Consider the following 21,907-nt stretch of genomic DNA (forward strand, 5'->3'; position numbering starts at 1 on the left):
CAAAAACCATACCATACTTCGAAATGAAGCGAACAGTAACAGTAAAACTCCAGCCCTCAAAGGAACAAGAGAAAATTCTCCATCGGTTAGCCGACATTGGAGCCAAAGTATGGAATAGGGTAAACTACTTGAGACGACAACAATACTTCCAAGAGCAAATCGTGGACTTTAACAAAACCGAGAAGACCGTTTATGAAGAGTTTAAACGGGAAATCGGCTCCGCAACTGTTCAACAAATAGCGAGAAAAAACGCCGAGGCATGGCGGGGTTTCTTCACCCTCCTCCGGAAAAAGCGGAATGGTGAACTCCCCTCTTGGCTCAAACCAAAACCACCAAACTATCTCAAAGAAGACGGAAGGAGAAAACCCTTAATCGTCCTTAGAAACGACCAGTACAAGATTGAAGGCAATAAACTTATTCTAAAAGGCCTTGGAAAGTTTAAACGCTTGGAAATCCAGTTCAAGGGAAGAATACACCTGAAGGGAAAACAGGGAAGGTTAGAAATCACTTACGACCCGGTAAAGCGGAAGTGGTACGCTCACGTGAGCTTTACGGTGGAAGAAAAACTTGATGGCGGGGAATGGGTAAGCGTTCCGAGAAAGCCAAGGGGAAATCTCTCCGCCGGAATCGACTTGGGAGTAAACAATCTCATGGCCGTCTATGTGGAAAACGGCGAAAGTTTCCTCGTGAATGGGAGGCCACTCAAAAGCATTGACTTTTACTGGAGGAGAAAAATTGCCAATTACCAATTGAAACTCAACAAGTCTGGAGCGAAAACGAGTAGGAAGCTTAGGAGAATGCATGAGAAGGCTAAGCTCCAAGCAAAGCACTACATTAACACGGCGGTTAGACAAACAATTAGAAAACTCCACGAGCTCGGCGTTTCTAAAATCGTCCTCGGTTATCCTAAAGGCATAGCGAGGAATTCTAAGAAGGACAAAAGGCAGAATTTCCTCCTCTCTCACGTGTGGCGGTTCGATTATCTCATTAAACGCTTGACTGAAGTTGCTGAGGAGTATGGTATTCGTGTTGTGGTTGTTAATGAGGCTTTCACTTCTAAGCTTTGCCCTGTCTGCGGGAAGCCCCACGAGGGAGCAAGATTTGTTCGGGGGTTATTTAAGTGTCCCGTGACGGGGCTTGTGTTTAACGCAGACTTGGTTGGAGCTTTCAATATTTTGAAGAAGGTTGTGAGAACCATAACCCCGAATCTAAGCGGTCTTTATGCTCAGAGGAGGGGTAATGGGGGGAAGGCCCTCCCCGAGAGGTTCGAGGAACCTGTTGTAACGGGTGCCCTGATGAGAACCCCTCAAACCTCTCCGTCGTTGGCGAGGGGGTAACTCGTTGGAACCCTCGCCGTTCACGGCGGGGAGGAGGTCAGACCAACGCCCCCATCCACACGAGTTATCAAATCTGCTAACTGGGACACCTTCGAGTTATCAAATTTGTTAACTCGCGAGGAGCAAAAGAAGGCCGGAGAGGGCTTTTTTTGAAGGCTTGTTTTCATTAATTCTTGCATTTAAACGCGAGTTGCAAAAAATGCAACGCTTAAACTTGTACATTCACAAAACCACTTCTCAAAAAGAAGGCACGAGAGAGCTCCGTTCGGGGCAAAAAAGGCCTTGTTTTTTGAAAGTCTCAGGAATGGAGCCAACGGGAGCCTTCCCATAAAATCTAGCCCAGGGGCAGGGCGCGCTGCTGGGGGGGATTTTGTTCCCTCCATTGGCAGGCATGGGCGCAGGGGGTAGGGGTTTTTATGGGTGTACATATATGTACTCCATACTGATGCCGATTGGATAAACTTCACCACGAACTTCCTGACCCGGGTTCATCTTGAACTTTTTCAGCCGGCTTCCAATAGCCCGATATCATCCGAGTTCGAAAACTTTCTAGAGTTCCTCTGATCCTTCCTCGCCGTGAAGGGTGAGGCTTGGAGAAGAGTTATGTCCAGCTCGTCTCACTTATTTGCTTGACAAATTTTCGAATCCATGATTATAATAAACATGATTCGAATATTAGTGGCCTGACCTCCTCCTGTCTAAAGGGGAGCTTTCAAAGAAAGGTATAAGGCCGAAACTGCCTCACTCATGGGGTTCACCTTTTAACCTGGGACTCCCTTTTTAACGAATACCGTATCTAAGGGCAATGTTCTCAATTGCCTTTGCCAGCGGGATTTCCGCAATGCGGTACTTTCCGCGTTTTCTGCTGTGCTCAACCATCCCCGAGGAAACGAGGTTTTTCAGTATACGGCTGAGACTTCTGTCACTGATGTTCTCCCTCCTGAGAACCTCGCTGGCAATTTCTTTCCGTGTGAGACCAAACCTGGACCGTGACAGCACCCACAGCGCTGTTACATAGGCCCTGGTGCTGTATATGTTGAGGAAAGCCTCCAGATCCTGCTCCCAGATGCCTACCGCATAGTTTGATGCCTCCCTGAGTGCCTCCTCGTGACCCATCCCCCTTGTCCTCATCTTGCCGTAATACGCCAGGAATCCTGGTACGTTTGAAAGCTCTTCCACAGCCTCTTCGAGTTCGGCCCTAGTGTGAGGAACTTTCGCCTCGCGTAGCCCTTTCTTGAGGTACCCGATGCTCTCATCGGACGTCCACCTGGGTATGAATATCCTGTCAACATACCTGGCAAACATAGGCTTTGACGCCGAGGGGTTTAGGATTCTTTCAAGCAAACCCGGCATTGAGCCCGTCATTATCACGGTTGTGTTGTCCATCGTGTTGCTTATTAGCTGGAGAAGGCCCAGCATGTTAATTCCCCTGATGAGCGGCATCACCTGGGCCTCGTCTATTACTAGAAGCAGGTCGTCGTACTTACCATTCAGCTCCCTGAGCAGGTTTATCAGGGCGTTCTGAAACTGCACCCCACTTTCAGGTTTGAGATCAAGCCGTATAAGGCCCAGGCTGAGCTGAGCCCTGTATGAGAGCTTTTCAGTTTCAATGTTAATCATCGCCGGGGCCAGCTCGGTGTAGCTTATACCCTGCCTGCCCATAAAGGGAGAGAGGTCGTAGTATATGTACCTGTACGGATACTTGTTCAGGAAGACTCTGATTATGCTCGTCTTTCCAACCCTTCTCGGACCGAGAATTGCTGTAAAAGTTTTCTCCTCAACGTTCTCCTTCAGCCGTCCAAGTGCTTCCCGATGTTCTCTCCCGTAAAGGTTTCTCTCACTGGTCACCGGCCGGACCTCAAACATTTATGGACACCCTATTCTATATAGAAGGGCCTTCCATATTTAAGTCTTCCTGTAAGGCAGGGAAGCAAAGAAGCAATGCGCTCCCAATTACGTTAATCTCGGGAGAAGAGGGCTAAAACATTAAAAAGAACAAGGACACACCTGCTCATCCGCCCCCTCCTGTCATCGGACGGGCTTCGCAAGGGAGCGGGCGAAACATTCTGCCTGATAGTGTCTCCAGTATCGGTTATATATTCGTCCATTTTAACCTTTTGGCTCGCCTCGCTCACGGGGTTCACCGTTTTTTGCATCTTTTACATCATTCTTGCTTCATTTTTGCATCATACAATACGTGCGGCGCCTGACCTCCTCCCCGCCCTGAAGGACGAGGCTTGAAAAAGAGGAAAGTCAAGGTAAACATTGAAGGCATTTAAGTTCCCGCACAGGAAAAGTGTATTGTTATGAATGAACCCTTATGAGTGCAATTTTAGGAAACCTCGCAATCAAAGTCCGACTCAAAAACCCGAAGAACATTGAAATAACCGTCCCCGCAAAGATAAATCCCAGTGCCCCTCGCGATCCTGTGTAAGGCTTGAGTCGCTTCGCTCATAGGGTTCACCCCTCTAAGCTTTCTTTCAGTTCGCTGATGATGAACAAGAACTCCTCCCTGTCAAACACTACCCCCAGCTCACGTACCACTGAAGCTAGGAACTCCTCATTCTCCCTGAAATATCGAACCACCCACTCCAGGTTGAATTTTTCCCGGGAGTACAGAAGTTTAAACACTTCAAAGTCCAGCTCTTCAGGACCAACAGTCAATACATAAATATCCACTAGGTCTTTCAACTGCTTTTGTCCCCGGTACTTGTTTTTCTCTATCAGAAACTTCATTGACAGGATGACCTCAGGAAGGGCAACCCTGAGGCCTTCAATTTCATCATAGAGTTCTTTTTCAAAAACCACCTCAACGTAGGGATGCGCAAAGCTCATCGGACTTATCTTTTCATCCCATAAGATGTCCAGAAACAGTTCTCTAAGTTCAATGGAGGAATCCGTTTGGAGTCTTCTAAGCTTATTTCCTTTAATCCTCCGTCCAGTGTTTCGTGATAATATTTGATATACCTGAAACTAACCGGCACAAAGTTATCGGCCAGCAAATGTTTTTCAATCCCTCTAAAGTTCTCTTTTAGAGCAACAAAATCAATGTCCAAGGATGGCAAAGCCCTGCTATCCAGGTTCTGAGCTTGGAGGTAAGTTGCCCACCCCCCAACTAACACAAGCTTCTCCTTCAGTTTTCTGCCAACTCTCAGCATCCACTCATAGGACTCCCTGATTATCGGATTGTCCCAGCTCCTCACCACTATCTCTTCCATTGTTCTATCTCCTCCAGCAGTTCTTCTATGATCCTCGTATACATCCCCTCCCCAATGGAATCGGCAATGACCTGTTCAATTATTGCCAGCCTATATCCTCTTATGCCCATCGTGTAGTTAAAAACATCCTCATCATAGGAGTAGAACCTGATGGGATACCCCTCTCTTTTGATCCCAATCTGCTTTAACATATCTAAATCATCTTTTTTAATGTATGCCGTCCCGAAGCTCGGCTCCAGAACCTTTCCAAGAACCCATAACGCCGACGTACCAGAGAACACCACAAAGTCCCTAACCTTTTTCGGCCTCACCCTGTATGTTGCTCCTCTAACAACCTGAAATATCTTCCTCTTTTCCTCTCCCCAGGTATAGAGGAGAACTTTTTTGTCAACAACCTTTATTTTCCCTGTCTCCAAAATTATCGCACCGTTGCTCTCCAATGATCTGAGGATTCTGTAAAGGTAAGGCCTGTTAATCTTAAATTTGGCCAGAAGCTCTTTAACAGAAATTTCTTCTTTAACCGCCAGCTCTCTCAATATCTTCTCCTTCAGTATCGGAGCCCTCATGTTGTATCCTTTGTATGCTATACTTTATAAAGTTTAGGATACATAGGATACACTAAAATAAAGACAATTCCCGTCCCCCTTGCAATCCTCTGCAGAGCATGGCTCGCCTCGCTCATGAGAGTCACCTTTTTCAATTTACGATACCTTTATGAGCCCTTTATGATTCCTGTGAGCCCTTTAACACATAATAGGTACCCCTTCCCGTGGCCCCAATTCTCGTCAGGATTCCTTTCTTAACAAGACTGTCTAATTCCCTGGAAGCGGTTGGTTTTGAAACCCCGAACAGCTCCTGATATTCCTTATTCCCTATCCTCCCCTTCTCCTTCACATAAAGTACTGCCCTAATCTGCCTTTCATTTAGACCCAGCTTCCTCAGGTAATCCTCAGTATAGATATCCTTTCTCAAAAGAACCAGGAATCCCCCGGCCTCCTCCTTAAACTCGGGCTCGGGCAGGCCGTTCTCCAGACAGAGACGAACCATCTTAAACGTTCCTGTCCCCCACCTCTCGATCAATCCGGCGTAGTAGAAGACCTGGGCAATCTTGGGGTTTCTCAGCTTGGATGGGTGCATCTCCTTTTTCAGGTCTTCAAGGCTAATCCCCTCCGGCAGCTTCCCGGGATTCCAGATCCAGATGAAGTCATCAAAGATCTTAATCTGTATACTGCTCGGGTCGGTGTAGTCCCTGTGAATCAGGGCGTTTATTATAGCCTCCCTGAGGGCATCCAATGGATAATCCCAGATTTCCCTTCTCCTCAGCTCTCCCTCAAACTCATACCTGACTCCAATGTGACCCATTATCGCCTTCATGGCCTCTTCAACCTGTGTAAAGAGATTTCCTCCAATCTCCTTGTCGTCTATGATAGTTATCGGGTCTTTAAACCTGCCTATTCTAACCCTGGCCTGGATATAATATCTCTGCGGCTCTTTTCCAAAGAGTAGCAGCGCGGCGTTGGTTATCTTTCCATCTTCCAGAAGTCCCAGCTTATCCAGAATTGACTCAACATTTTCATTTTCACTTATGTGTGGCAACCTATTCCTAGCCATGTGAACAAACTTTCTGATAGTTTCCTCATCCAGGTCTTCTAACGCTGCGGAAGATGGCAAGGAATCCCATGTAACTCCGGATTTTTTAAGGAAAAACCTTCCCAGGTCTTCCCAGCCCATCTCAACGGTCTGGGCACCGACCCTCCTGTAGTATCTCCCCCTGAAAGAAACCGGGACGGGTGACGACTCTATTCCCATCAATCTCCTCAACCTTTATGGACGAGTTTATCCCGAGGTTGTGCCTTATTGACCTGGCTAAACTATCTAAGTCCCCAGAAAAGCCATAAACCTTTCCATCATCGCCAACGCCGAGAAGCAAAATTCCACCGTGGGTGTTAGCAAAGGCTGACAGTGTCTTATACATGGAATCATTCAGCTCCCTCTTAAACTCACTGGTTTCGCTCTCGCCTTTCTTAAGCAGGTCACTAACATTCATACAGCCCACCTAACATTTTGAGGGAGTAATTAGTTAATAAGCTTTTCAGCATAATGGAGAAAAAAACAGCTCCGTACCTCTTGTAATCTTCTGCCGCTTGCCTCGCTCACGGGATTCACCTTTTTTGCATCTTTTGCATTATTATTGCTTCATTTTTGCATCACTGACATTGTACATTCTTTTCAGCTCTTCAACGACTTTATCACTGAAACGAACACCCCTGGCTCTTAACTCCCCTATTATAAGTTCCAGATCTTCGTTTATTATCCCCTTCTTCTTCGCAATAAAGAGAAGAGCCAGACTCCCAGCAACATTCAGCCCGAGAGACTTGGCAATAATCCGGGGATTTTCTCATCCAGAATTATCAGGTCAGCATTGAGTTCTTTAGCGAGGACTATCGCCTCGGCCTCTCCGACTTCAATTTCCCGCGTGAGGATTTCAACGCTCAGCTTATCCTTAACCTCCAAAACTCTAATCCAGGTTGCGCTCTCAACGTCCTCAGAGCCGGGCTTTCCTTTTCCTCTTTCCACAACCTCAACCCAGACTGCCCTCGGAATTATAACCTCTCCAAAAAGCTCATTAAGAATGTTCAGTTTCCTGACCTTGGCCAGTGCTATTAACGGCCCCGAGTCAGAGACAACTATCATAACAACCTCTCCAGGGTCTCAATGTCCTCCTTCAAGTCCTCTTCGTTGTACTGGAGGGGTATTCCTTTTGACGCCAGAATCTCCATCATCTCCCACCTGCTCACCCCTGCAATCTCCGCAGCTTTGCCGAGGCTGACTATGCCCTCGCGGTAAAGCTCAAGGGCAAGGTAAATTCTAACAGTCTTGGGGAGCTCCTTTCCACTAACCCTTAAAATTCTCGCCAGATCTTGGGGGAAGGAAACCAGAACCTCATTCATTTCTCACACCATAAAGATTGTGAACATGTGGCATTAAAAACATACCGCCCTCTTACTGACCTCCTCCTCGCCCTGAAGGGCGAGGCTTTCAAAAGAAAAATGTAAAAGCCTCATCAACAACCCCAACACTAATACCTACTCTTCCACCACTCCCCTAAGGCGTTGAATCACCGTATTGGACCCGTTCTGGTTATCCGCTACCATTGGAACTTGTGAACCAATCGTAGCGGATAACCTTCCAGCCTCCCGCCTTCATTGGCTGGCTTTCGGGGGGAACGGTGACTCCCCACATCTTCGGGAGTATTGACAGTCCCCATTCGGGCTTAACAACCCCACATACTGGAGACTGCTAAACCACTCCAAAATAAGTCCACAAACTATTTAAAAATTACGCAAAACAAAAACCAACAAAAGTTACGAAAGTTACTAACTAAGAAACAGCCCAGCTGTGGGAAAGGAGGAAAGTCTGCCTCCTGCCTTTACCAGAATTCTTGCTAATTCCTCTCGGGTAATCAACCACGATTTTAGAAACGCCGAGCTCGTAAAGCTTCCTAACCGTTTGTCTAACCGCCGTGTTAACATAGTGCTTCGCCTGAAGTTTAGTCTTTTGAAAAAGAAAAATATCAAGAAAGGAACTCAGCTGATAACATAGAACAGAATGACCGCTATCACATCTTTACTCTAACGATAAACTTTTATTTCATTGGATAGTATAAGCTGCGGTGGGTAATCATGAAGGCGCTTATTCTCTCCGGAGGTCACGGCACCAGATTACGGCCATTAACGTACTCCCAGCAGAAGCAGCTGATTCCAGTCGCGAACAAGCCCGTCCTGTTCTATGCCATCGAGGATGTCATCGAGGCCGGAATTCACGAGATTGGAATTATCGTCGGCCCGAACAAGGAGCAGGTGATGGAGACCGTCAGGAGCGTTGATTGGGACGCTGAGATAGAGTTTATCTACCAGGGCGAGCCAAAAGGACTGGCCCATGCTATTCTGGTCGCCAGGGACTACCTCGGTGATGATGACTTTGTTATGTACCTCGGTGACAACATCCTCAGGGAGGGCATTGTTGAGCACCTGAAGCACTTCAAAGAGGGCAATTTCGATGCCAGCATACTCCTCCAGGAGGTCCCAAACCCCCAGCAGTTTGGCGTTGCCGAGCTTAGCGAGGATGGAAAGACGATAAGAAGACTGGTTGAGAAACCCAAGGTGCCGCCGAGCAACCTTGCCTTGGTTGGAATCTACTTCTTTAAGCCAGTTATCCACGAGGCGGTCGAAAACATAAAGCCCTCCTGGAGGAACGAGTTAGAGATTACCGACGCGATCCAGTGGCTCATCGACCACGGCTACCGCGTTGGATGGACGAAAGTTACCGGCTGGTGGAAGGACACGGGAAAACCGGAGGACATACTCGACGCCAACAGGCTCATTCTTGACGATATTAAGACCGACATCCGGATACACACCAGCGCCCGTATCCACGGGAGGGTCGCCATCGGCGAGGGCACTGTAATAGACGGGAACACCGTCATTAAGGGCCCGGCTGTGATAGGAAGAAACGTGAAGATTATGAACTCATACATTGGGCCGTACACGAGCATCGGCGACAACTGCATCATCGAGAACACGGAGATCGAGGACTCAATAGTGCTGGAGGGAAGCGAGATACGAAACGCTGGCAGGATAGTTGAGAGCCTGATCGGGAGAGGAGTAAAAATAATCAATGGAACCAGCCACCCCTTCGGCAGAAAGCTTGTCATCGGCGACAACTCAAGGCTTATACTGTGAGGTGGAAGGATGAAACTTTTAGTAACCGGCGGAATGGGCTTCATAGGGAGCAACTTCATCCGATATATCTTGGAAAGGCACCTCGACTGGGAAGTGATAAACCTCGACAAGCTTGGCTACGGCTCGAATCCGGCCAACTTAAAGGACATCGAGGACGACCCGCGCTACACCTTCGTCAGAGGCGACATAGCGGACTTCGAGCTCGTTAAGGGGCTGATCAAGAAAGTTGATGCGGTGGTTAACTTCGCCGCCGAGAGCCACGTTGACAGGAGCATCTCAAGCCCAGAGCACTTCTTGAGGAGCAACGTAATCGGTGTTTACACCATCCTCGAAGCTATCCGGAAGTCAAACCCCGAAGTCAGACTGGTTCACGTGAGCACCGATGAAGTCTATGGGGATATCCTGGAAGGTTCGTTCACAGAGAGGGACGCCCTCATGCCCTCATCCCCATACTCCGCCACTAAAGCCGCCAGTGATGTTCTCATCCTCGGCTGGGCGAGAACCTACAAGCTCAACGCCTCCATAACGCGCTGCACCAACAACTACGGCCCCTACCAGTTCCCGGAGAAGCTTATCCCCAAGACGATAATACGGGCCAGCATGGGGCTCAGGATTCCGGTATACGGCACCGGCCAGAACGTGAGGGACTGGCTCTACGTTGAAGACCACGTGAGGGCAATTGAGGCCGTTCTGCTCAAAGGGGAGCCCAGGGAAATTTACAACATCTCCGCCGGCGAGGAGAAGACCAACCTGGAGGTCGTTAAGACAATTCTGCGGATAATGGGCAGGGACGAGGACATGATCGAGTTCGTTGAAGACAGGCCCGGCCACGACCTGCGCTACTCCCTCGACTCGTGGAAGATAACGCGCGACCTTAGGTGGAGGCCGAAGCACAGCTTTGAAGAGGGAATAGAGAAGACGGTCAAATGGTACCTCGAAAACGAGGGCTGGTGGAGGCCGCTGGTGAACGAGAAGGTTCTCCACCCGACGCCCTGGAAGCTGGGGTGGTGAGAAATCTAATCCTTTGTTTTATATACTCCAAAAAGATTCTCCCGTAAGGTTTAAATAAGTGTTCAAGAGACTACATCTCGGAAAGGTGACCTGGAATGCACATGACGATAGACCTGGGGAAGGAAATAGCTCCAGTTCTGGGGTCTAGAGAATTAGTCAAGGTAATAGAAAGTAAGATTACAAATGATAAGGTTATTCTAGACTTTAAGAATGTGGAGTTTGTCACACACTCATTTGCTCATGAATTATTGAAGTATAAGCTCAAAAATCCAAACATAGAACTTAGGAATATGAACAGTTCAGTATCTCGGATGTTTGAGGTAGTTGAACAGCAATTACAAAGAAAACCAAAGCCTCCCAAAGTCAGAATAGAAACTCGGAACATCATCTCTATAATAGGATAGGCGTGAAAACGCCATGCAGGTAGTAAAAGTTCCAGAGGCACATGGGGAGGGCCTACTACGGCAACTTTATTCCTTGTATGTAGTATTTAAAAATATCAGACACGAGAAGGTGGTCTTTGATTTTCAAGACGTAAAGTGGATATTTCCAACGTTGATTCTTCCTATTGCAAGCTACATATATTATACAGACAGCGATTTCTTACCTCCAATCCGACCTGATGTCAACTCTTATCTTACCATTATTAATTTTCCGAAGGGCATCAGTTCAGCCTCCGAACTTAAAAAACGAGAACGAAGTTATATTCCAATAACACTCTTGAATGATGATGACCCGATAGAGAGGGCAAAACTACAGAGTGAATTTTTGGAGATGATCTATAAGGTTCTAGCCCCTAGTGTGGAGGTTAAAAATGCTATTTACTATCCAATCGAGGAACTTGTAGAGAATATATTCCAGCATAGTCAAAGAAATGAGGGATTTGTATTTGCCCAGTATTATCCTACAAAAAAATTCTTAGAGTTATCTATTGTAGACAGAGGAATTGGAATAGCAAATTCATACAAGAAACGCAGGGGGCTTGAAGTAAGTGATGAAGAAGCCATCAAACTGGCTTTAGAAGGCTATTCTGCAAAAGATGACTCCAGAGGTTATGGAGTAAGAACATCTAAAAGGGTCATTTGTGAAGGCCTTGGGGGAGAATTTCTCCTAATTTCAGGTAGTGCTGCTTTTTACTCATCAAATGATAATAATTTGATGTACAAACTTCCCGATTTTTACTGGGATGGAGTAATAATCTCATACAAGATTCCTAAACCGAAACATCCTGTGGATATATACTCATTCTTGGAGGGATAAAAATGCCTTTCGAGTTTAAACGACTGGAAATTCCCGATGTTATCCTGATTAAGCCCAAAGTCTTCGAGGACGAGCGCGGCTTCTTCATGGAAACCTACAAGAAGTCTGACTTTGAAAAGGCCGGGATCAAAGGAGACTTCGTCCAGGACAACCACTCCCGCTCCAAGTACGGCGTGCTCAGAGGTCTTCACTTCCAGCGCGAGCCCTACGCCCAGGCCAAGATCGTGAGGGCCGTTAGGGGGGCCATCTACGACGTCGCCGTGGATTTGAGGAGGAACTCACCGACATTCGGGAAGTGGGTGGGGGCAATACTCTCGGAGCACAACAAATACCAGCTCTACATCCCGAGGGGCTTTGCCCACGGCTTCCTTGTGCTGAGCGATGTTGCGGAAGTAGTTTACAAGGTGGACAACGTCTACGCTCCGGATTACGAGGGAGGAATAATCTGGAATGACCAGGAGATAGGCATAGACTGGCCGATTGATGAGCCCATAGTCTCGGAAAAGGATAAGAAGTGGCCGACACTGAGTGAAGCGATTGAAAGGGGATGGGCCTTTTGAGGTGATTCAATGAGAGTTGCGATAATCGGTGCCAACGGCCAGCTCGGAACGGATTTGGTGAAGGTTTTTGGAGAAGACCCCTCGTTCGAGGTTATTCCCTTGACTCACAAGGATTTGGACGTTACCGTTCCCGAGACCCTGAAGGCGCTGAAAGAGCTGAAGCCCGACGTCATCATCAACACGGCTGCTTATGTTAGAGTGGATGATGCCGAGCTTTATCCGGAGAAAGCTTTTGCGGTCAACGCTATAGGTGCACTGAACGTTGCAAGGATTGCCAGTGAAATCGATGCCATCAACATCTACATCAGCACGGACTACGTCTTCGACGGCGAGAAAGGTGAGCCTTACACCGAGGAAGACGTTCCAAATCCAATAAACGTCTATGGGGCTAGCAAGTACGCTGGTGAAATCTTCACGAGGAATTATTCCGGAAAATACTACATCATCAGGGTCGCGAGCCTGTACGGAAAAGCTGGGGCGAGCGGAAAGGGCGGCAACTTCGTTGAGTGGGTTATTGAGAAGGCAAAGCGCGGGGAGGAGCCGAAAATCGTGAACGACCAGTTCATGAGTCCCACCTACACGATGGACGTCGCCAAGACTCTGAGGCAATTACTGAAAATCCAGCCTGAACGGGGAGTTTACCACATGGTCAACGAGGGCCACTGCTCGTGGTACGAGTTCACCAGGGCAATTTTTGAAATCTTAGGCTGGGACGTTGAAGTAAGGCCCATAAAGTCGAGCGAACTCAACCGGCTGGCGAGGAGACCGAGGTTTTCGGCTCTGAAGAACGGGAAGCTGGAAAAACTCGGTGTAAGGATGCCTGACTGGAAAGGGGGGCTGAGGGAGTATCTAACGAAGAGGGAATACCTCTAGTTGAATGCCTTCGTTAACTGTTCTTTTTGAGAGAAACGGCAGAGTATCCCCCAGAGCGCGCCAAGCCCCTCACCCACCCAGCAGCGTGAACAGGCCGATCAGCAGTATTATCACGTTCATGGCCCTTTTAAGCTCCTCCCTATCCGTTTTACGGTTCACGTGAGTGCCTAGGTAAACCCCGGGAATCGTCCCGAGGATAAGGGTTCCCGCAAGGCCATAATCAACCCCACCGATGCCCGCGTAGTTAAGGAAGCTGAAGGCCGAAAGCGCCAGCCCGTAGACTATCGCAACCCCGACCACGTCCTTCGGGTCGAGTTTAGCCACGTTCATCAGTGTGAAGCTCACTATAACTCCGGCCCCGACCGAGGTGAACTGGACGGTCAGACCAACGATGAAGCCGAGAAGGTAAACGTAGGCCCACCTCGGCCTCACTGGGAGGTCGAATTCGCCCTTGAGGAGGCTCAGAACCGCGCTGACGACGAGTATTGCCCCGAGGAGCACGGTAAGGTGGTCGTTGAGGGCGTTCCTATCTATCTCGCGGAGGATTACCCCACCCAGGATTACCGCCGGGACGCTTCCAGCGAGGAGGCGGAGCGCTATGTCGTACCTTATCCCGCCCCTCCTCCCGCGGAAAAAGACTCCGAATATTCTGGTGGCAGTGGCGTAGAGCAGGTCGGTTCCGACCGCTGTTAGGGGTTCAACACCGAGAAAGATTAGGGAAGGGGTCATCAAAGCCCCGCCGCCGACCCCCGTTAGGCCCACGAGAAAGCCGACGATGAAGCCCAGTCCAACGAAGGTGGGCGGATTCAAGGCATTACCCCCGGTTCAGGGCAGGTAGCCGAGCTCCCTGGCCCTGGCTATGACCGCCTCGACCTCCTCCTCCGGCGTCATCTTCGAGCTGTCCACCCTTACCTCCGGGTTTTCGGGCTCCTCGTAGACGCCGTCATAGCCGGTCAGGCCCCTTATCTCTCCCCTGAGGGCTTTGGCGTACAGCCCCTTGGGGTCGCGCTGGATTCTCACCTCCAGGGGAGCGTAGACGTAGACCTCGATGAAGTTCCCTATCTCATTCCTTGCGTACTCACGGACGGCCCTGTAGGGCGAAATCAGGGAGACTATCGCTATTACCCCGTTCCTGCTGAGGAGCTTGGCCATGTGGATTACAACCCTGTTGTGCATCTCCCTCGCTTCCTTGCTGAACCCCAGCTCCGGATAGAGGGTTTTCCTTATGGTGTCTCCGTCGAGTATTTCTACACGGTAGCCCATCTCCATGAGCTTCCTCGCGAGCTTCACAGCCAAAGTTGTCTTTCCGGCACCGCTCGGCCCCGTGAGCCAGATTGTAAAGCCTTTTTCGAGGTTTTTGAGCCCTTTCATTTTATCTCCCCCAACCAGCAATAGCAGAGTCAGTGGACAGTGGCCTCTTCGATCCTCACGGTTATCTCGTTCAACGGATGCGAGTGAGTTCTCAGGGAGGCGTTGATTATCTCTATGCCCACTATCTCCCCCTTCTCGCCGTAGTCTATTATCACGCCCTCCTCAACCTCGACCGTCTCGACGATCCTCGCGTCGGAGAACTTTATGTACATGACATCGTGTTTTGGGTCGTATGATATCCTCATCATTTCTCACCCCCTCCATATTTTCTGACTTTGGAAGTTATGTATGCCGTGATGACCACAACCATTCCATCAGACGTCTCCTCGTAGATGACCCTTATCAGCTTGCCGTTCAGGCGCTTCTGGGCAACCTTCCTCCCGAAGTATCCTTCCGAAACACCCTCCGGGTTTAGGAGGACCTCCTCCACCAGTTCCCGGGGAATCCCCCTTTCCTCAAGCCTCTCCAGTGCGTGGGGAATGAACCGAATCTCCATGGTGTCCCACCGGTTAAAATATTGAAATATCAGGAATGCTAAAGAATGCTTCTCCCGTGCATTCCCGCGAGAGGTTCCTCTACCCCGAAGAGCCTAAGCATGGTTGGGGCAAAGTCGTAGATGGTGAGCTGAGTTGCTTTGCTCTCGTCGAAGCCCGGCAGATACATCGAGAACACTCCGAACTCGGAGTGATTGGCATCGTCCGGCCCGGTGTCGTTTTCAGGAAGGTAGTTGCTCGGGTGGCCGACCGTTCCGGCGGCGCGCCAGTTGAGGTTGTCGAAGTATACCATTATGTCCGGCTTGCTTCCCTTCGCCACCGGGTAGATATCCTCCGGGTAGAACACCTTCGTGTCCCACTTCTCGCCGTTCGGGCCCCGTATTGACTTTATCTGCTCGGCAACCTCATCCCTTACCTTCTCGAGCCTGGAGAGCGGTATCTTTCCTTCCTTCTCCCTTCCGAGGACGTTGAGGAAGACCCTGGAGTAGTAGCCGCCCCAGCCCCAGGCGGTGGTTTCCTTCCAGTCAACCTCAAGGCTCTCAAAGCGCTTGACCTTTCCGTCGTGGAGAACCTCCGGGTTCCTGACCTTCAGCAGCCCCTCCTCCGCTAACCACTGGTTCACCGCAAAGTTGCCGTGCATGGCCTTTATCCCGTGGTCGGAGACGATGAAGACAGCGGTCTCGTCGAGGTCTATGAGCTTGAGGGTTTCCCCAATCTCCTTGTCCAGCAGCCTGTAGTAGTCTGGAATGACGTTCTCGTACCTGTTCCCCTTGCCAGGGTAGAGGTGGTGGTTCGGGTCGAAGTAGCGCCAGAAGGCGTGGTGGAGTCTATCCAAGCCTATCTCGACGAAGTGGAAGTAGTCCCACTCCTTCTCCTGGATGAGGTAGCGAATAACCTCGAACCTCTTCTCCGTCATCTCCCAGATGCCTTCCTTGACCTCGTCCTTGGCTTCTCTCCTGAATGGGACGTCGAAGATGTACTCCCCAACGAGCCTCTCAATCTCGCCCTTCAGCTCTTTTGGATAGGTGTAGTCCACGCTTGCATCTGGCGTTATGAAGCAGCTCACGAGGTGGCCGTTGATCGGCTTCGGAGGGTAGGTCGGCGGGACTCCCACTATTATCGACTTCTTTCCACGCTCGCCGAGGTAGTCCCAGAGGGTCGGCTCCTTGACCTTTTTGCTGTGGGCTATCCAGTAGTCGGTGTAGGAATAGCCAGTCCTGTGCCTGAAGCCGTAGAGGCCGAGCTCACCCGGCGTCTTTCCGGTGACCATCACCATCCACATCGGGATGGTTATTGCCGGGATTCCCGTCTGCATCGGGCCGTAGACGGATTTTTCGAGGAGCTTCTTCACGTTGGGCATGTCGTCGATGAAGCGGTTGAACAGGAGCTCCGGCGGGGCCGAATCCAGCCCTATGACGAGGACTTTCTTCGTACGCTCCATTCCCTCCTTAACTTTCCTTTCAAACTCCATTCTCCTCACCTCAGGTATTCTTCAACGATCTTGAGCGCGTCTTCGATTTTATCCCTCTCGCAGACGCAGCCGAGGACTTCCCTCTTGCCGCCGGCGTTGGCTCCAAGGGATTTGAGGCGTTCAATGACCTCGGCCACCTTTATCCTCTCCGCTTCCTCGCCGGAAATCCTGAAGTAAAGCTGTGCCTTTCCGTGGAAGTTCCCGTTGATAGCTACTGCGCCCCGATAACCGAGCTCCCAGACGAGCTTTCTGGCAACCTTTGAGATGATGTTGAAGGGGCTCTCGAAGTGAGCGATGGCGAAGCCGTTCCGCTCCTCAACGCCCAAAACTGCACCCTCAATGGCCTCCCTGATCGCCTCTGCCTTCTTCACCCACGGCTCGTATTCGAGGAGCTCCTTGATGGGATGGCTCAGGAAAACCTCAACTGCTTCCTCCACGGCTTCCCTCTCCATGGCGATGTAGTTGGAGTCGATAAGCTCGACGAGCCTTAGAGCCTCTTCCCGCGAGATTCCCTCCCTATCCAGGAGCTTTCTGACCCTCTCCAGCTCAAAGGCCTTCTCTCCTACATCTCCAACGGCGCCGAGAGCGCTCCAGGCGTTCCATATTCCGAAATGCTCCGAGACGACGAGGGAGTTGGCTGGCCAGTACTCCCCACCCAGCGAGGGGTTCACCTGCTCAACAAGTGGGTTTTTGATTCTCGGCTGGGTGTGGTGGTCTATGAAGAGCGTTGGTATCTTTACCCTCTCAACCTCGTCTGGAACGTTGAAGTCAAGGACGTACAGCCTCTCGGCTTTTTCGACGGCCTTCCATATCCTCTCGTCAAAGCGGAACTCGCCTACCGGAGCGGTTAAGTTGGTAAATTCATCCAGTCCAAGGGCTTTTACTAGAATGGCGGTTGAGGTTATCCCGTCCGTGTCCCAGTGGTGGACGATTAGGTTCACCTAACTCACCCAACCTGATTTTTTCAGAAGTTTATTTAACTCTTGCCATTCTTCAAGGAGATAAAACGCCTTGATTCCGTATTTTAAGGCACTCTCAACCTGAAACTTGTCATTGGAGACCAAGATGGCGTTTCGTGAGTGGGCAGCGCTTATGTAGAACGAGTCAATGGCCCTGCAACCGGTTTTGAGTGCGATTTCAAACGCCACTTCCCTTAATTTGGCTGTGTCCATGGTCTCGATTCTCTCCATCAGGAGCTCGTACAGGTTCATAGCTTTTTGAACTTCCATTCTTCGGACCAGCTGTCCTATCAGCTCTATCTTGAAAATATCGGGTTCTAAGACCTGAGTTTTTGCCTCCTGGAGGGTTCTGAAAAGTTTCCTTGCAATGGCTGTTCTTTCCTCTCTGTACTCAAAGATAGCGTCGATGAAGACGGAGGTATCTACCACTATCATCTCCGCTCCTCCAGGAACTCTCTGAGGGCGTCTTTCTCCACCTTCTTGCCGAATTTTTCAATGATGTCGGCTAACCCAAGCTCGAGGATTACTTTTCCATGAGTGCCTTCCTTGAGATTGACCTTTTTCAGCGGCTTGAAGACGCCGTTCTCGTAGACTACCTCAACTTCCTCCATTCCCCTCACCACTAGAAAATAAACATAAAAGGTAATAACGATTTGCTTCACTCAACGAACGGATCCTCGAAGCTCCGCACGACCTCATAAACTTCTGGCCTCATCATGTACTCCGGCGGTTGTTGATTGGCCATTATCATCTTCCTGAGCTTCGTCCCGCTTATGTGGACGTGGAACTCCCTGTCGTGGGGGCATATCTTCGCGTTGACCATGCCGCCGCACTTCCTGCAGTAGAAGGACTCGCGGATGAACATCGGAGTTATTCCCAGGTCGGGGAAGTTGCTGAACATATCCCATGCCTCGTAGGGCCCGTAGTAGTCGCCAACGCCTGCATGGTCCCTTCCCACGATGAAGTGCGTCGCACCGAAGTTCTTCCTCATTATCGCGTGGTGAATAGCTTCCCTTGGTCCGGCATAGCGCATCTCGTAGCGGACGGTCGCTAAGGTCGCGGCGTTCTTCGGGTAGTAGTGCTCAAATAGCGTCTCGTAGGCCTTGATTATGACATCGTCCTTGTAGTCGCCCTTCTTTTTCCTTCCGAGGACGGGGTTGATGAAGAGACCGTCCACGAACGTCAAAGCCGCCTTCTGGACGTATTCATGGCCGAGGTGCGGCACGTTCCTCGTCTGGAATGCTACTATAGTCTTCCAGCCGCGCTCCTTGAAGAGAACCCTCGTCTCGACCGGCCTGAGCGTGTACTTGGCGAAGGGGTTCGGGAGCTCGTTGAGGAGTTCAATCTCGCCGCCGACGAGGTAGTCGCCCATGTTCATAACGCGAGCCACGCCGGGGTGGTTAAGGTCGTCGGTCTTGAAGACCTTAACTGCAAACTCCCTCTTGTCGTAGGTGTATATCTCCTCGACGTGCATCCTCGCTATGGGCAGGTCGTCGTAATACAGGAGTATCGCGTCGCCCTCGTCGAAGGTTCTCTCCCTCACATCGAGCACTATCGGGATCGTCCAGGGCGTGTCGTCGCTCAGGCGCATGTGGTCGAGGACGCTCTCGAAGTCGTCGCTCGTGAGGAAGCCCTTGAGGGGCGAATACACACCATGGGCGATGTTTTCAAGGTCTATAGCTCTCCCGTGTTCAATCTGGACGCGGGGGTATTCTTTCTGCTCGCTCAGAATCCTCTCGCGGGTTCTCTCGGCAACGAGCCTTCTGACAAGTCTGCCTCCGTGGGGCTTTGAGACCATGGTATCACCTCAAAAAGGAAAGACCTCAGTCAAGGTAGCCGAGGGCGCGAAGCCTCTCCTTGACCTTCTCTTCCTCCTCCTCGGTGAAGACTTCCTCCTTCTCCTCCTCTTCGAGGCTCGCCAGAACCTCGCGGAGGACGTAGGTGACGTAGTCTGAAACCGAAGTGAAGCCTGTGCCCTCTATCCTGGCCTTAATCTTGTCGTAGAGGGGCTTGGGGATGGAAACGGTTGTGTACTTCTTCTCCTCTGCCATGGCGAACACCTCCGGTTTTAATTATATTTAATGACATTTAATTAAGCGGGAACGTACAATATAAAGATTTCGGAAAATAGTGGAATCAGAAACATTAATCCGTATCACTTGCACCAAATAGTACATCGTCTATCCTGAAAACCCCCCTATCCAGCACCGTCCTCTTCCGGACGTAGACGTACCTCACGACGGCGCTCCCGTTGATGTCCGCGGGGAGAACAAACGCATCCTTTCCACCGACGCCGTACCACCTCTTGAAGACGAGCGTGCCGTTGTCGAGGTAGCCGTAGATGCCGAGGCCGGTTCCGGTGGCGTTGGTGAACCTGATAACGATGGAACCGCTCTCAACTCCCACTATTACGTTCGGGTGCTCGAATCTGAAGATCTTCACGTAGCCGCCGTCGGAGTAAACCTGGGTGTAATTCCCGGAATAGTCATCGGTAAACATCAGCCGCGCCAGGGGGGTGTCAAAGGCCCCGCCGTTCATCAGCACGGCGTAGCCGTAGTTCAGGTTAATGTAAACGTAGGCATCGGCCGTTGGGGCTCCCGAGACGTTCACCTCCCTAACGACGTTCCCCCTCTCAACGAACACCTTCCGGGGTATCACGACACCCTTCCCTGCACGAACCTTGACGTCCCATCCGCCGTCCACAGAGGCGGCCATGACCGAGTAGGGACCGCTGGAGAACACCATGAGGTTGCCGTAGGAACCCGCCCAGGGGAGAACCATCAGGACGTAGTCTCCGGGGGAGACGCCCGCGGTATCGATGACCGCCCCGAACTTCGTCAGGGTGTCGTAGGAGACGATGACGTAGTCCACTCCGAGCTTCATCAGGTCCTTCTCCCCCTTGAGGCCAAGGTAGTACTGGGCCACCCATCTACTGGGGCCACCCTGCGCAACGGGGGCCCTCATCGAGTAGTAGGTCACCCAGTGGCCCTGGTCCCACCAGGTCAGGACGACATCGTTGGGGCTGGAGATTTTGCCCAGATAAGCCAGCGCGGACTCCCATTCCTCCGTCATGAAGGGGTGGACGCTCAGCGTTGTGCTGGTTCCCTGGTATGCGGATATCAGGGGGACGCCAATCAGGAGTAAGGAAAGGGCAGCGGAGAGCCATCTCCGTTTGTTCTCGGGGAAAGTCTCAACCAAAGCACCCCCCACATCACCGAGGGCCACAAGTCCAAGGCCGGCCATCAGGGCCACGGCGGGGGATGCAATGAAGAGGAACCGGGTCCAGACGACGGCCATTGGTATCATGACGAGCGCGGTGCCGAGGAGGAGGAAATCCGCCATCCGGGGGCGTCTGAGGAAGCGCAAGAGGAACAGGGGGACGAGCAGTCCGGCGATGCCGTAGGCCTCCCACCAGTCCCCAAAGGTCGTTCTCTGGGTCTCAGATATTGGGCTGGTGGGGAACAGACGGAGGAGGGCATCGTTTATGACGCCGTAGTACCTGAGGGCCAGCCAGATGGAGGCGACGGCTCCAAGCAGAACAACCACGCCCCTAGCCCGCCTGTCCCTAACCAGCCTGGAGAGCACCAGAAGGGCAAGAACCGCCGCAGCTGTCAGGGGAATGATGTATTTAAGATACAGCAGAAGGAAGAGGTCCCCGATAAACCCAAACTGAACCCCGAGCTCCTCCGCCAGCTTTCTGCCGAGCCAGCGAGTTGAACCCACCATACCGTACCCGAGGTGGGAGCCTATCGAGTTTGCCAGAAGGGCGCCGGCGGCCAGGGATGCTGTGAGAACCAGCGCGTCTTTCAGGTACCTGTCCCTCCCGAGGAGAAAGCCACCAACCGCGATGAGCAGGGCGTTGGCGGTAACAAGGGCGAATATCGGGTAGTAAGCCTGCCAGAAGGCCGCGGAAAGGCCTGCGAAGACCCCTGGAAGGAGGTAGAGGACCAGCCGGACGTTCCGCCACTTGGGCCCTCTGAGGGAAAGGGGAACGGCGGTTCCAAGGAGAGCCGCGCTGTAGAGGAAGAGCATGTAGTTGTCGCCGCGGTAGTAGCCGGCCATCGAGCGGAAGACGTGGCCGAAACTCACGGCCAGGATAAAGGCCGAGAGAAAGGCCTCCCTTTTACCGTAGAGCCTCAGCACGGCGAAGTACGTGAACAGTACGGTGAGAACACCGAAGATGACGGGCGTTATTCTGAAGGCGTTGTAGAGCGAAACGCCGAAGGGGGAGAGGAGTTTATAAAAGTAGGCGGGCGTCATCCAGAGGCCTAAGGGATGGAACCCGGAAATCAGGTATCCCCACGGTCCTCCAGCGTAGGTGATGAAGTTCACCCACTCCCCCCGCTCAAGGGAGTACCTGATGTAGGCGAGGTGGAAGTAGGGGTCATAGCCGAGGAGGTACCCGAAGCGCATGGGGAGGAGCCTGAGAACGAGGGCGATAACGGCTATGATGGTGGCCGCGAACTTCGGCTCTATGAGTTTCCGGTAAAGAAAGGATGCTATTCCAGACCTCCACCACCGTCCCATTAAAGTTCCCCTCTCGCGGTAATTTATCCTCCAGTTCACTACCATCGCAAAGTAATAAAAGCGTTGCGCAACCACCGGATGAGT

General features: G+C 51.1%; 27 protein-coding genes and 2 pseudogenes. 7 read left to right on the forward strand and 22 right to left on the reverse strand.

The features are described from left to right. The first annotated feature begins 23 nt into the window (after positions 1–23). A complete protein-coding gene (locus FPV09_RS07535; RefSeq protein WP_148882933.1) occupies positions 24–1,337 on the forward strand; it encodes an RNA-guided endonuclease InsQ/TnpB family protein in 1,314 nt (437 codons plus the stop codon). A 780-nt stretch (positions 1,338–2,117) separates the two neighbouring features. On the opposite strand, the gene FPV09_RS07540 is transcribed toward FPV09_RS07535, so the two are convergent. The 11 genes and pseudogenes from FPV09_RS07540 to FPV09_RS12190 all read right to left on the reverse strand — a co-directional run. Further along, complete coding sequence (locus FPV09_RS07540) at positions 2,118–3,203, reverse strand: AAA family ATPase (protein ID WP_148882934.1); 1,086 nt, start codon at positions 3,201–3,203, stop codon at positions 2,118–2,120. Positions 3,204–3,677: 474 nt separating this feature from the next. Continuing rightward, a pseudogene (locus FPV09_RS12290) lies at positions 3,678–3,792 on the reverse strand (oligosaccharide flippase family protein); the annotation flags it as partial. Between the two features lie 5 nt (positions 3,793–3,797). After that, a complete protein-coding gene (locus FPV09_RS07550) occupies positions 3,798–4,172 on the reverse strand; it encodes a hypothetical protein (protein ID WP_148882935.1) in 375 nt (124 codons plus the stop codon). 5 nt (positions 4,173–4,177) lie between these two features. Beyond that, positions 4,178–4,555 (reverse strand): hypothetical protein, encoded by a 378-nt coding sequence (locus FPV09_RS07555; RefSeq protein WP_148882936.1) that lies wholly within the window; start codon positions 4,553–4,555, stop codon positions 4,178–4,180. Beyond that, entirely contained in the window at positions 4,543–5,121 is a 579-nt protein-coding gene (locus FPV09_RS07560; protein ID WP_148882937.1) for a MarR family transcriptional regulator, read from the reverse strand. The genes FPV09_RS07555 and FPV09_RS07560 overlap by 13 nt, the downstream gene beginning before the upstream one ends. Positions 5,122–5,278: 157 nt before the next feature. Then, on the reverse strand, positions 5,279–6,364 hold the full coding sequence (locus FPV09_RS07565; protein ID WP_210411117.1) for an ATP-binding protein: 1,086 nt from the start codon (positions 6,362–6,364) through the stop codon (positions 5,279–5,281). Further along, positions 6,288–6,602 carry an AlbA family DNA-binding domain-containing protein gene (locus FPV09_RS12090; protein WP_210411118.1) on the reverse strand — a complete coding sequence of 105 codons (315 nt, stop codon included), beginning with the start codon at positions 6,600–6,602 and terminating at the stop codon, positions 6,288–6,290. The genes FPV09_RS07565 and FPV09_RS12090 overlap by 77 nt, the downstream gene beginning before the upstream one ends. Before the next feature lie 141 nt (positions 6,603–6,743). Then, on the reverse strand, positions 6,744–6,941 hold the full coding sequence (locus FPV09_RS12255; RefSeq protein ID WP_342781737.1) for a DUF3368 domain-containing protein: 198 nt from the start codon (positions 6,939–6,941) through the stop codon (positions 6,744–6,746). Beyond that, positions 6,917–7,249 carry a hypothetical protein gene (locus FPV09_RS07570; RefSeq protein WP_246112250.1) on the reverse strand — a complete coding sequence of 111 codons (333 nt, stop codon included), beginning with the start codon at positions 7,247–7,249 and terminating at the stop codon, positions 6,917–6,919. Before FPV09_RS07570 ends, FPV09_RS12255 begins: the two co-directional genes overlap by 25 nt. Continuing rightward, entirely contained in the window at positions 7,246–7,506 is a 261-nt protein-coding gene (locus FPV09_RS07575) for a UPF0175 family protein (RefSeq protein ID WP_148882938.1), read from the reverse strand. Before FPV09_RS07575 ends, FPV09_RS07570 begins: the two co-directional genes overlap by 4 nt. A 442-nt stretch (positions 7,507–7,948) precedes the next feature. Continuing rightward, positions 7,949–8,122 (reverse strand): annotated as a pseudogene (locus FPV09_RS12190) (RNA-guided endonuclease InsQ/TnpB family protein); the annotation flags it as partial. A gap of 116 nt (positions 8,123–8,238) precedes the next feature. On the opposite strand from FPV09_RS12190, the gene FPV09_RS07585 reads away from it, so the two are divergent. The 6 genes from FPV09_RS07585 to rfbD all read left to right on the forward strand — a co-directional run bounded on the left by FPV09_RS07585 (position 8,239) and on the right by rfbD (position 13,001). Then, on the forward strand, positions 8,239–9,297 hold the full coding sequence (locus FPV09_RS07585) for a glucose-1-phosphate thymidylyltransferase (RefSeq protein ID WP_148882939.1): 1,059 nt from the start codon (positions 8,239–8,241) through the stop codon (positions 9,295–9,297). A gap of 9 nt (positions 9,298–9,306) precedes the next feature. Then, a complete protein-coding gene (rfbB, locus tag FPV09_RS07590; RefSeq protein WP_148882940.1) occupies positions 9,307–10,308 on the forward strand; it encodes a dTDP-glucose 4,6-dehydratase in 1,002 nt (333 codons plus the stop codon). 95 nt (positions 10,309–10,403) lie between these two features. Continuing rightward, complete coding sequence (locus FPV09_RS07595) at positions 10,404–10,712, forward strand: STAS-like domain-containing protein (RefSeq protein ID WP_148882941.1); 309 nt, start codon at positions 10,404–10,406, stop codon at positions 10,710–10,712. A 13-nt stretch (positions 10,713–10,725) separates the two neighbouring features. Then, positions 10,726–11,568, forward strand: a complete 843-nt coding sequence (locus FPV09_RS07600) for an ATP-binding protein (protein WP_148882942.1) — start codon at positions 10,726–10,728, stop codon at positions 11,566–11,568. A gap of 2 nt (positions 11,569–11,570) precedes the next feature. Further along, a complete protein-coding gene (rfbC, locus tag FPV09_RS07605; RefSeq protein WP_148882943.1) occupies positions 11,571–12,128 on the forward strand; it encodes a dTDP-4-dehydrorhamnose 3,5-epimerase in 558 nt (185 codons plus the stop codon). 9 nt (positions 12,129–12,137) lie between these two features. Next, the gene (gene rfbD, locus FPV09_RS07610; protein WP_148882944.1) at positions 12,138–13,001 is read left to right on the forward strand and encodes a dTDP-4-dehydrorhamnose reductase; all 864 of its coding nucleotides are present in this window, start codon (positions 12,138–12,140) and stop codon (positions 12,999–13,001) included. Positions 13,002–13,070: 69 nt separating this feature from the next. Here the strand turns inward: rfbD and FPV09_RS07615 are convergent, their stop codons facing one another. From FPV09_RS07615 to FPV09_RS07665, 11 genes are all read right to left on the reverse strand, one after another. Then, positions 13,071–13,811: a sulfite exporter TauE/SafE family protein gene (locus FPV09_RS07615; protein ID WP_148882945.1), complete on the reverse strand. Its 741-nt coding sequence runs from the start codon at positions 13,809–13,811 to the stop codon at positions 13,071–13,073. A gap of 15 nt (positions 13,812–13,826) precedes the next feature. Further along, positions 13,827–14,372: an adenylyl-sulfate kinase gene (cysC, locus tag FPV09_RS07620; protein WP_148882946.1), complete on the reverse strand. Its 546-nt coding sequence runs from the start codon at positions 14,370–14,372 to the stop codon at positions 13,827–13,829. Between the two features lie 29 nt (positions 14,373–14,401). Continuing rightward, a complete protein-coding gene (locus tag FPV09_RS07625; RefSeq protein WP_246112251.1) occupies positions 14,402–14,620 on the reverse strand; it encodes a DUF2283 domain-containing protein in 219 nt (72 codons plus the stop codon). Continuing rightward, positions 14,617–14,868: a DUF4258 domain-containing protein gene (locus FPV09_RS07630; protein WP_148882947.1), complete on the reverse strand. Its 252-nt coding sequence runs from the start codon at positions 14,866–14,868 to the stop codon at positions 14,617–14,619. Before FPV09_RS07630 ends, FPV09_RS07625 begins: the two co-directional genes overlap by 4 nt. A gap of 38 nt (positions 14,869–14,906) precedes the next feature. Continuing rightward, positions 14,907–16,337, reverse strand: coding sequence for an alkaline phosphatase family protein (locus FPV09_RS07635; protein WP_148882948.1), 1,431 nt, complete (start codon positions 16,335–16,337; stop codon positions 14,907–14,909). Between the two features lie 5 nt (positions 16,338–16,342). Further along, on the reverse strand, positions 16,343–17,278 hold the full coding sequence (locus FPV09_RS07640) for a DHH family phosphoesterase (protein ID WP_148882949.1): 936 nt from the start codon (positions 17,276–17,278) through the stop codon (positions 16,343–16,345). Beyond that, entirely contained in the window at positions 17,279–17,731 is a 453-nt protein-coding gene (locus FPV09_RS07645; protein WP_148882950.1) for a type II toxin-antitoxin system VapC family toxin, read from the reverse strand. After that, positions 17,728–17,907, reverse strand: a complete 180-nt coding sequence (locus FPV09_RS07650) for an antitoxin family protein (RefSeq protein WP_139681552.1) — start codon at positions 17,905–17,907, stop codon at positions 17,728–17,730. The genes FPV09_RS07645 and FPV09_RS07650 overlap by 4 nt, the downstream gene beginning before the upstream one ends. Before the next feature lie 47 nt (positions 17,908–17,954). Further along, positions 17,955–19,094, reverse strand: coding sequence for a sulfate adenylyltransferase (gene sat, locus FPV09_RS07655; protein ID WP_148882951.1), 1,140 nt, complete (start codon positions 19,092–19,094; stop codon positions 17,955–17,957). 25 nt (positions 19,095–19,119) lie between these two features. Continuing rightward, entirely contained in the window at positions 19,120–19,347 is a 228-nt protein-coding gene (locus FPV09_RS07660) for a ribbon-helix-helix domain-containing protein (protein ID WP_014788819.1), read from the reverse strand. A gap of 94 nt (positions 19,348–19,441) precedes the next feature. Beyond that, the gene (locus tag FPV09_RS07665) at positions 19,442–21,823 is read right to left on the reverse strand and encodes an STT3 domain-containing protein (protein WP_148882952.1); all 2,382 of its coding nucleotides are present in this window, start codon (positions 21,821–21,823) and stop codon (positions 19,442–19,444) included. Between the last annotated feature and the right edge of the window lie 84 nt (positions 21,824–21,907).

Source organism: Thermococcus aciditolerans (genome assembly GCF_008152015.1).
In the GTDB taxonomy this organism is placed as follows: Archaea; Methanobacteriota_B; Thermococci; order Thermococcales; family Thermococcaceae; genus Thermococcus; species Thermococcus celericrescens.

Coding starts and splice junctions, on each gene's coding strand:
- FPV09_RS07555 (WP_148882936.1), bottom strand. CDS start 4,555: ATGGAAGAGATAGTGGTGAGGAGCTGGGACAATCCGATAATCAGGGAG.
- sat (WP_148882951.1), bottom strand. CDS start 19,094: ATGGTCTCAAAGCCCCACGGAGGCAGACTTGTCAGAAGGCTCGTTGCC.
- rfbD (WP_148882944.1), top strand. CDS start 12,138: ATGAGAGTTGCGATAATCGGTGCCAACGGCCAGCTCGGAACGGATTTG.
- rfbC (WP_148882943.1), top strand. CDS start 11,571: ATGCCTTTCGAGTTTAAACGACTGGAAATTCCCGATGTTATCCTGATT.
- FPV09_RS07575 (WP_148882938.1), bottom strand. CDS start 7,506: ATGAATGAGGTTCTGGTTTCCTTCCCCCAAGATCTGGCGAGAATTTTA.
- FPV09_RS07535 (WP_148882933.1), top strand. CDS start 24: ATGAAGCGAACAGTAACAGTAAAACTCCAGCCCTCAAAGGAACAAGAG.
- FPV09_RS07665 (WP_148882952.1), bottom strand. CDS start 21,823: ATGGGACGGTGGTGGAGGTCTGGAATAGCATCCTTTCTTTACCGGAAA.
- FPV09_RS07560 (WP_148882937.1), bottom strand. CDS start 5,121: ATGAGGGCTCCGATACTGAAGGAGAAGATATTGAGAGAGCTGGCGGTT.
- FPV09_RS07625 (WP_246112251.1), bottom strand. CDS start 14,620: ATGATGAGGATATCATACGACCCAAAACACGATGTCATGTACATAAAG.
- FPV09_RS07660 (WP_014788819.1), bottom strand. CDS start 19,347: ATGGCAGAGGAGAAGAAGTACACAACCGTTTCCATCCCCAAGCCCCTC.
- cysC (WP_148882946.1), bottom strand. CDS start 14,372: ATGAAAGGGCTCAAAAACCTCGAAAAAGGCTTTACAATCTGGCTCACG.
- FPV09_RS07585 (WP_148882939.1), top strand. CDS start 8,239: ATGAAGGCGCTTATTCTCTCCGGAGGTCACGGCACCAGATTACGGCCA.
- FPV09_RS07635 (WP_148882948.1), bottom strand. CDS start 16,337: ATGGAGTTTGAAAGGAAAGTTAAGGAGGGAATGGAGCGTACGAAGAAA.
- FPV09_RS07630 (WP_148882947.1), bottom strand. CDS start 14,868: ATGGAGATTCGGTTCATTCCCCACGCACTGGAGAGGCTTGAGGAAAGG.
- FPV09_RS07540 (WP_148882934.1), bottom strand. CDS start 3,203: ATGTTTGAGGTCCGGCCGGTGACCAGTGAGAGAAACCTTTACGGGAGA.
- FPV09_RS07565 (WP_210411117.1), bottom strand. CDS start 6,364: ATGGGAATAGAGTCGTCACCCGTCCCGGTTTCTTTCAGGGGGAGATAC.
- FPV09_RS07595 (WP_148882941.1), top strand. CDS start 10,404: ATGCACATGACGATAGACCTGGGGAAGGAAATAGCTCCAGTTCTGGGG.
- FPV09_RS07645 (WP_148882950.1), bottom strand. CDS start 17,731: ATGATAGTGGTAGATACCTCCGTCTTCATCGACGCTATCTTTGAGTAC.
- FPV09_RS07600 (WP_148882942.1), top strand. CDS start 10,726: ATGCAGGTAGTAAAAGTTCCAGAGGCACATGGGGAGGGCCTACTACGG.
- FPV09_RS07570 (WP_246112250.1), bottom strand. CDS start 7,249: ATGATAGTTGTCTCTGACTCGGGGCCGTTAATAGCACTGGCCAAGGTC.
- FPV09_RS07550 (WP_148882935.1), bottom strand. CDS start 4,172: ATGAGCTTTGCGCATCCCTACGTTGAGGTGGTTTTTGAAAAAGAACTC.
- FPV09_RS07650 (WP_139681552.1), bottom strand. CDS start 17,907: ATGGAGGAAGTTGAGGTAGTCTACGAGAACGGCGTCTTCAAGCCGCTG.
- rfbB (WP_148882940.1), top strand. CDS start 9,307: ATGAAACTTTTAGTAACCGGCGGAATGGGCTTCATAGGGAGCAACTTC.
- FPV09_RS12090 (WP_210411118.1), bottom strand. CDS start 6,602: ATGAATGTTAGTGACCTGCTTAAGAAAGGCGAGAGCGAAACCAGTGAG.